This window comes from Streptomyces sp. NPDC089915, assembly GCF_040684675.1.
Lineage (GTDB): Bacteria > Actinomycetota > Actinomycetes > Streptomycetales > Streptomycetaceae > Streptomyces.
In genome coordinates, this window is sequence record NZ_JBFBGN010000236.1 from 1 (window position 1) to 5,188 (window position 5,188).

Here is a 5,188-nt window from a genome sequence, read left to right on the forward strand (position 1 = left end):
GGCCGGGGTGTTAACGGCGTCAACGGGGGTGGGTGGGGTGGGGGGTGCCGCTTGGGTGGTGCTGACGGCGTTGGCGGGGGTGGCGGGGGGTTCGGTGTTAACGGCGTTAATGGTGGGGGTGCCCGGGGTGGGGTGGAGGGCGGCGAGGCCTTCGAGGAGGCGGGCGTAGGCCGCGCGCTTGGGGGGACGGGGGGCCGTGCGGCCGGTCTCCCAGGAGGTGACGGTCTCGCGGCGGACCGACAGGGCCTTGGCGATCTGGTCCTGGCTCAGGCCGGCCGCCTCGCGCAGGCGCTTGCGTTCGTCCGGGACGGGGAGCCCGTCCTTCGCCGCGGCTTCTTCCAGCAGGGCGTCGACCGCTGCGAAGAGGCTGGTCTGTTCGTTCGTCTCGCTCATTGCTACCTCCAGGGCCACCCTATGTGAACCGCACGGCTGAACGCACATGAAACGCACGTGGGGGCGTTAACGGCGTTAATGCCGTCAGCGCCCCCGGCGTGCGTGCGGGCGGCTCAGATGCGCTGCATCAGGAGCTCCGTGACGGCCTTGAGGTCGTCCGGGGTCAGGTGTGCGGTGAGGGCGTCCGCGATGGTCTCCGGGGACTGGGCGGAGATCGTGATGCGGGGGGTGGGGGGTGCGGTGGGGGTGGGGGAGGGGGTGGTCGGGGGCGTCGGTGTGGGGGCGGGGGCGTTAACGGCGTTAACGGCGTTAACGGTCGGAGGGGTCGGGCGGGTGCGCTGGCGCGGGGGGTTAACGGCGTTGATGCTCTGCGTGGCGGCCGCCTCCTGTTCCTCCTGGGGGAGGCGGCCGATGCGACGGGCCGGTTCGACCTTCAGCTCGCCCGTCTCCACCTTGTCCTGGAGCTCGGGCGTCAGGTTGAGGAGGGTCAGGCGCTGGGACACCCACGCGGGGGTCTTGCCGATCCGCTTGGCGACCTGGGCCTGGGAGCCGTGGACGTCGACGAGCTCCTGGAGAGCGCGGGCCTGGTCCATGGGGGCCACGTCGACCCGGTGGACGTTGGCGATGAGCGCCGATTCGAGGATGTCGGCGGCGGAGGCGGACAGGGCGTCGTTGACGTGGATGTGCATCGTCTTGAGCCCGGCCAGCTGGGCGGCCGCGAGGCGGCGGTTGCCGTCGATGACCACGTACGGGGCGCGGCCGAGGCCGTCGGTGGCGCCCGGGTGTGCCTCCATGAAGGCCATGCGGGTCGCGACCGCCAGGGGCTGGAGCTGGCCCCGGACGGTGAGGGACTGGGCCAGCTCGTCGAGGTCGGTGAGGTCCTCGCGGAGGTTGAAGGGGTTGTGGGCGAGGGCCTCGATGGGGACCTCGGAGGGCGGGACCACCCCGGAGGTGGGGGCGCCCGTGGCCTCGGCGATGGCGGCGCGGCGGGAGCTGACGCCGACGGGCTGGGCCCGTGCGAAGGACGCCGAGACGCCGAGCTTGTCGGCCTTGCTGCTCATGAGATCTCCCGGGCGAGGGCGCGCAGGGCGACCGCCTGGTCGCCGTTGGGCGCGTAGACGAAGAGGGGCTGCTTCAGGCGGACGGACTCGCGCTGTTCCTTGAGGTCGGGGACGATCGCCACGACCCGGGGATCCTTTATGTCCATCCAGGCCTGGAGGGAGCTGGTCGCGATGTAGCCGCGGCGGCCGTCGTAGAGGTTCACGACCAGGCCGAGGTAGTCGATGTCCAGGCTGAGGTCGTCGCGCAGGTCGTTGATCTGGGAGGTCAGCAGGTCGTACGCGTCGGCCGAGGAGTCCTCCGCCTGGACGACGATCAGCGCGCCGGAGGCGCCGGGCTGTTCGGTGTCGCGGCGGCGGCCGTAGTAGATCGCGGCGTCCATGCTCAGGCCCAGGCTCGGCGGGCAGTCGATGAGGATGACGTCGTAGTCGGACTCGACGGGGGCGAGGGCGCGTTCGAGGGCGGCCTCGCGGGCGCGGACGGTGGAGAGGCGGACGTCGAGGAGGAAGGCGTCCGTGCAGGCGGGCAGCAGGTGGAGGCGGTCGCCGAAGCGGTCGTGATCGATGCGGGCGATCAGGTCCTGGAGGGGGCCCTTGGCCTCGCCGGCCATGTGGCAGGTGAGGCTGTCGCCGCCGATGGGGAGCGGCTGCTGGCCGAGCTGCTTGGTGAGGTGGCCCTGGGGGTCGAAGTCGACGAGCAGGACGCGCATGCCCAGGCCCGGGAGGTCCTCCAGGTCCAGGGGCGTGGTGGTGGGGTGGGTGCCTTCGCCTTCCCCTGGGGTGGCGAGCTTCGCCAGCTGGCGGGCGATGCGGACCGGGTGCAGCGTCGAGGGGTCCTCGGCGAGGGCCTCGGCGGTGCCTGCGGTGATGGCCGTCTTGCCGACGCCGCCCTTCTGGTTGCACACAACGATGCGGCGGACGACGGAGGGACGCTGGACGGTGGGGGCCGGGTTCATCTCCAGCCAGAGGTGCACCGCTTGGGCGAGACCCTGGATGAGCGAGACGCCGCGGTCCTTGGAGTCGGTGCGGAACGACTCCCACTGGCCGGCGGGCAGCCACGTCGAGAACGACTCGGCGCCGGAGGTGTCGACGGGGGAGGGGGCGGACGCGAGGGCGCTCCAGTCGGCGATCCCCTGGTGGACGGCGTCCTGGATGTCGACCCGCAGCTGGGCGGTGCGGATCTTCAACTCCTGGCGGAGCCACGGGGGGAGCTTGGAGACGACCTTCTCTCGGTCGTTCGGGGACGAGGGCGAAGTCATGAGAGGGACTTTACTAACGTTCTTGGGTCTGTGTGGGCGCCACGCTTGGGTTTTGCTAACGAAATAGGCGCGGAGGGCGGTCCGGCATGCGAAAGGGCGGCGCCGCGGGTGTGCGGAGCCGCCCTGGAGGGTTCGTCAGGGGCGGGGGAGGGGTGGGACGGTGGGCGGTTCGAGGCCGCGGCGGCAGTCGGCGGAGCCCGCCGGGTCGAACAGCGGGAGGCGGTCGGTCGGCACGATCCCCGGGAGGAGGAGGTTCCAGAGGTCGACGACCCGGGCGTGCAGGTCTTCGCGGCCGGTGCGGACGTGCGAGGTGACCTGGATGCCGGTGAACGAGCCGACGAGGAAGGTCGCGAGGTCGCGCACGTCGACCGTGGGGAGTAGGTCGCCGCGTTCCTGGGCCGGCGTCAGACAGCTGCGGCAGGTCTCGATCCAGGCGTTGTACGGGGCCGGGTCCGGGTCCGTGAACGAGCCGAACTCGATGACCAGACGGATGCCGGCGCGGATGCGGACGTTGGTCCGCAGCCCGGACGCCATGCGGTGGGTGAGGTCGATGACGGTCTGGAGGCCCGGGTCCTCGATGGCGGGTACGTGCTCGGAGACCTGGAACTGCTCGTCCACCAGGGTGCGGGCGAGGGCCTGCTTGGACGGGAAGTGGAAGTAGAGGGCGCCCTTGGTGACTCCGGCGTGCTTGACCACGTCGCTGAGGCTGGTGCCGCCGAAGCCGGCGTGGTCGAAGGCGATGGCCGCGCCGTCGAGGATCGCCTGCCGGGTGAACTCGGCCCGTTCCTGCCTGACCCTCGCCACGTGTGTCTCCCGATGTCGGTTTCGTCCGTTGGTGTTGAAGATCAATCTTGTGGGAGAGGCCGAAAAAAAACCAGTCGACCAGTACTTTTTGGGGCGTTGTTTTTCGTCAGGTGGGAAGGGCGGGGCGTTAACGGCGTTAACGCCGTTAACGGTGTCCGGCTACAGGTGCATGCCGCCCGAGGTGTCGAGGAGCTGGCCGGTGACCCACAGGGCGTCGGGTGAGGCGAGGAAGGCGACGGCGCCGGCGATGTCGGACGGTCTGCCGATGCGGTCGAAGACGGACAGGCCGGCCAGCCGGGCCCGCCCCTCGGGCGTGGTGCGGAGCTTCGCGTTCATGTCGGTCGCGGTGAACCCGGGGGCCACCGCGTTCACGGTGATGCCCCGGGGGCCGAGCTCCTTGGCGAGGGCGAGGGTGAGGGTGTTGAGCGCGCCCTTGCTCATGGAGTACACGACGGACTCCGGGTAGGACATGCGGGTGATGGCCGAGGAGACGTTGATGATCCGGCCGCCCTCCGGCATACGGGTCAGGCCCTCCCGGGTGAGGAGGAGCAGAGCCTTCACGTTGACCGAGAAGATCCTGTCGATCAGCTCCGCCGTGACCTCGTGGATCCGCGCCGAGCCGCTGACCGCGGCATTGTTGACGAGGACGTCGAGCCGGGGTGCGATACCGCGCCGGGCGAGTGCGCCGTCGAAGGCGGAGTAGAGGCATTCGATGTCGCCGGGGACGCCGAGTTCGGTGCGCAGGGGGAACGCCTCGCCCCCCGCGGCGCGGATGGAGGACACGACCGCGTCGGCGGCTTCGGCGTTGCGCGCGTAGTGGACCGCCACGAGGGCGCCGTCGGCCGCGAGCCGCTCGGCTATCGCGCGGCCTATGCCGCGGGAGGCGCCGGTCACCAGGGCCGTCCGCCCGGACAGGGGGCCGCCGTTGCCGCTGCCGGGGGGCTGGTCCGAGGGGCCGCCGTCCGCCGGGTGCGGCTGCTGCGGTTGCTGCTGCGGAGAGGCGGGCTGCGGTGCGGGTGACGAGGTCAAGATGAGCGCCGTTCTGTGGGACGGGTCCGGAGCACCAGACATAACATTTCGGCTGTTCGGTTTTTCCCGGGGGAGGGGCAGTAACTGATGGCCGAGCCGCAGCGGCTGGTGATCACCGGCGCAACCGGTTTCATAGGCTCGGCGGTACTCGCCGAACTCGTGCGCATCCGGGACGGAGCGGGACCTGACGGTCCGCGCCTGATCCTGCGGGCCGTGGGGCGCGGGGCTCCGGGGCCCGACGGGCCGGCCGATGAATGGCGCCGGGGGGACCTGGCCGAGCCCGGATCGCTGCGCGGGAGTTGTGAGGGGGCGGACGTACTCCTCCACCTGGCCTCGCGGATCGGCTCCGACGAAGGGGAGTGCGCCGCCGTCAACATCGGCGGGACCGCGGCGCTGATGGCCGAGGCGCGGGCGGCCGGGGTCCGGCGGATCGTCCACCTGTCCACCTCGGCCGTCTACGGTCGGGGGCCGCATCGCGGGATGACCGTGAACGCCGTCGTCCCCGCCCCCCAGTCCCCGGCGAGCCGGACCCCCCCCGCCCGGGGCGGGGCGGCGCGGGCCCCCGGGGGGGTGGTGGTGGGGGCCCGGTTGGTGTTGGTGGCCGGGGTGCCGTTGGTCGTGCCGGCCCTGGTCCACGAACACGGG

At 71.6% G+C, this 5,188-nt stretch carries 6 protein-coding genes; 1 reads left to right on the plus strand and 5 read right to left on the minus strand.

The features are described from left to right. From AB0O29_RS33960 to AB0O29_RS33980, 5 genes are all read right to left on the minus strand, one after another. On the minus strand, positions 1-393 hold a 393-nt coding region (locus AB0O29_RS33960), incomplete at its 3' end, for a helix-turn-helix transcriptional regulator (protein ID WP_365159715.1). 113 nt (positions 394-506) lie between these two features. Beyond that, complete coding sequence (locus tag AB0O29_RS33965; protein WP_365159718.1) at positions 507-1,454, minus strand: ParB/RepB/Spo0J family partition protein; 948 nt, start codon at positions 1,452-1,454, stop codon at positions 507-509. Next, positions 1,451-2,710 carry a ParA family protein gene (locus tag AB0O29_RS33970; protein ID WP_365159720.1) on the minus strand — a complete coding sequence of 420 codons (1,260 nt, stop codon included), beginning with the start codon at positions 2,708-2,710 and terminating at the stop codon, positions 1,451-1,453. The genes AB0O29_RS33965 and AB0O29_RS33970 overlap by 4 nt, the downstream gene beginning before the upstream one ends. Before the next feature lie 135 nt (positions 2,711-2,845). Then, positions 2,846-3,514: a ScbR family autoregulator-binding transcription factor gene (locus AB0O29_RS33975; protein WP_365159723.1), complete on the minus strand. Its 669-nt coding sequence runs from the start codon at positions 3,512-3,514 to the stop codon at positions 2,846-2,848. Between the two features lie 159 nt (positions 3,515-3,673). After that, positions 3,674-4,429: an SDR family oxidoreductase gene (locus AB0O29_RS33980; RefSeq protein WP_365159729.1), complete on the minus strand. Its 756-nt coding sequence runs from the start codon at positions 4,427-4,429 to the stop codon at positions 3,674-3,676. A gap of 201 nt (positions 4,430-4,630) precedes the next feature. Between AB0O29_RS33980 and AB0O29_RS33985 the strand changes: the two genes are divergently transcribed. Continuing rightward, the coding region (locus tag AB0O29_RS33985; protein WP_365159726.1) for an NAD-dependent epimerase/dehydratase family protein at positions 4,631-5,188 on the plus strand (558 nt) is incomplete at its 3' end.

What these genes read in the sequence shown, in the direction of transcription:
- AB0O29_RS33965 (WP_365159718.1), bottom strand. Translation starts at nt 1,454, where the DNA reads ATGAGCAGCAAGGCCGACAAGCTCGGCGTCTCGGCGTCCTTCGCACGG.
- AB0O29_RS33970 (WP_365159720.1), bottom strand. Translation starts at nt 2,710, where the DNA reads ATGACTTCGCCCTCGTCCCCGAACGACCGAGAGAAGGTCGTCTCCAAG.